Annotated in this window: 2 protein-coding genes; both read right to left on the bottom strand. The window is 66.7% G+C overall.

The annotated features are described in order from the left end of the window. Nucleotides 1–354 precede the first annotated feature (354 nt). Nucleotides 355–1,545, bottom strand: a complete 1,191-nt coding sequence (locus tag GPA27_RS28145; protein WP_169143709.1) for an IS91 family transposase — start codon at nt 1,543–1,545, stop codon at nt 355–357. A 4-nt stretch (nt 1,546–1,549) separates the two neighbouring features. Continuing rightward, nucleotides 1,550–2,425, bottom strand: a complete 876-nt coding sequence (locus GPA27_RS28140; protein ID WP_169143708.1) for a tyrosine-type recombinase/integrase — start codon at nt 2,423–2,425, stop codon at nt 1,550–1,552. Between the last annotated feature and the right edge of the window lie 129 nt (nt 2,426–2,554).

The following is a 2,554-nucleotide window of genomic DNA, read 5'->3' as shown; positions in this document are numbered from 1 at the left end:
GGTTTAGCGTTGTTCGACGCCTGCCAATCGGGAAGGGCGTCGATGATCGACCGCGGCTGATGGCAGGCGTTGGACAACGCTCCAGGGAGGAAACCGCGGATTGCGGTCGAGGTGCTCAGGAGGGGCGAGGCGCTATGGGAATTGGAGTCGAGCGCTGGAAGGCGGAGGCGGCCCGGGCGGTCGGCATCAGGGCATTGCGCTCGAGAGTCGGCCCCGACGCGGTGACGACGAGGCTTCGCGTGGGGGGCGGTTCAGCTGATCCGAAGCGGCATTTTGGGGTCATGACGCAGCGATCTCCGCACGGCGCCGGTTGGAGGGTCGCCGCGATCTGCGAGGGGGTCGATTTGGACATATTCATGACGGGGAGACCGTTGGCGGCGCGCGGATTGAAGGAGCTCGCATGAGGATTTCGATGATCGTCATCGCAGCGCCACAGCAGCGGCAGACGAAGACCGGTCGTGGAACGGTGGTGGGCTCGCCGGCGGCCTGTGGCGCGGTTTGCGGAGCGCAGGCGAGCAGCTCGCGTGCACGCCCAAGGTGATGCCGGCGTCCTGCGTTGGCGAGCAGCCCGTAATGACGAATGCGGTGAAAGCCGGTCGGCAGGACATGCAGCAGGAAGCGGCGCATGAACTCTGCGGGTTCCAGCGTCATCGTCTTGTGGCGCGTGCGCCCCTCGGCGCGGTAGTCCTTCCAGCGAAAGCTCACCCCGTGCTCGTCGAGCGAGACGAGCCGGCGATTCGAGATCGCGACCCGATGCGTGTAACGCGACAGATAGGCGAGCACGGCTGCGGGGCCGGCGAACGGGCGCTTGGCATAGACCACCCACTCGTGGTTGCGCAGCGTGGCGAGCCAGCGCTGGAAGTTGGTGGCATCGGCTAAGGCCTGCAACTCGCCGACGCACTTGAGCTGCCCGGCCTGGTGGGCCTTCGCCAGTTCTTCGAGGAAGCGCCGGCGGAACAGCCGCGAGAGCACCCGCACCGGCAGGAAGAAGCCGCGCCGGCAGGCGACCCAGCGTTCGCCGTCGGGCGACAGTCCGCCACCCGGGACGATGCCGTGCACATGCGGGTGATGGGTCATCGCCGAACCCCAGGTGTGCAGTACCAGCGTGGCGCCGATGCGCGCACCGAGATGCTTGGGATCCGCGGCGATGGTGGCGAGCGTCTCGGCAGCCAGCTCGAAGAGCAGATCGTAGAGGCGCGCCTTGTTCGCATAGGCCAGGGCCGCGACCGGCGCCGGCAGCGTGAACACCACATGGTAGTACTCGACCGGCAGCAGATCGGCCTGTCGGGCTTCGAGCCAGCGCTGAGCGGCGCGGGCTTGGCACTTCGGGCAATGGCGATTGCGGCAGGAGTTGTAGCTGATCTCGAGGTGCTGGCAGGCATCACAGCGCAACACGTGTCCCCCCAGCGCCGCACTGCGGCACTGTTCGATCGCTGACATCACCCGCAGTTGCCCGAGGCTCAGGTGCCCACGCAGGGCATCGCGCCAGGCCGGACCGAACCGGCGGAAGACGTCCGCCACCTCCAGCGCGGGGCGCGCGAGCACGCCACTACGGCGCGCGCAATCCGTCGAGTGGACTGATCACCCGGCGCAGCACGTCGTTGGCGACGTGGGTATAGGTCACCGTGGTCTCAAGCTTCTTGTGGCCGAGCAAGGTCTGGATGACGCGGATGTCGACCTTCTGTTCGAGCAGGTGAGTGGCGAAGCAATGACGCAGCGTGTGCATCGACACCCGCTTGTCGATGTCGGCGGCCAGGGCTGCGGCGTGGATCGCACGATTGAGCTGCCGGGTGCTGAGCGATTCGACCGGATTGAGTCCCGGGAAGAGCCAGCCGCCATCGAGCATCTTGCCCTGTGCCCGGGCGACGCGCCACCATACCCGCAGTCGCTCCAGCAGCACCGGCGAGAGCAGCGCGTAACGGTCCTTGCGCCCTTTGCCCTGTTCGACGCGCACCGTCATGCGCTCGCTGTCGATGTCGCCAACCTTGAGGGCCACCACCTCGCTCGCGCGAAGCCCGGTGGCATAGGCAAGCGAGAGTGCCGTCTGGTGTTTGAGATTGCCACAGGCCGCGATGAGGCGGCCCACCTCGGCGGGGCTGAGCACCACCGGCAAGCGCTGCGGCACCCGCACGGGCTGCATCTTCGCCATCAATTCGCCCCGTTCGAGCGTCACGTCGAAGAAGAACTTCAGTCCGCTGATGGCCGCATTGAGCGACATCGGCGAGGTGCCGCAGTCGACCAGATGCAACTGGTAGTTGCGCAGCTCCTCGACGGTCGCGGTGTCCGGCGAACGCCCAAGGAAGCGCGTGAAGTTGCATACGGCGCGGATGTAGGCGGACTGCGTCTTGGGATTGAGGCGGCGCATCCGCATGTCGTCGATCATGCGCTGGCGCAGCGGGCTGACGGGCCGGGAAGTCGTTTCCATGGCGTGCTCCTGTCGAAGACGAGGCCGATTGCCTCATCTCCAACTTGGCAGAGCACTGCCTATAAAACCCGGGACGCCATGACCGTACGGAGCGGTTCAGCATGCCCTACCGCGCGAGCGGTTTAGTCC

Source organism: Aromatoleum toluolicum (assembly GCF_012911005.2).
Classification (GTDB): Bacteria; Pseudomonadota; Gammaproteobacteria; order Burkholderiales; family Rhodocyclaceae; genus Aromatoleum; species Aromatoleum toluolicum.
The sequence above is the reverse complement of the archived record's forward strand: the minus strand, read 5'-3'. Positions and strand labels throughout refer to the sequence as shown.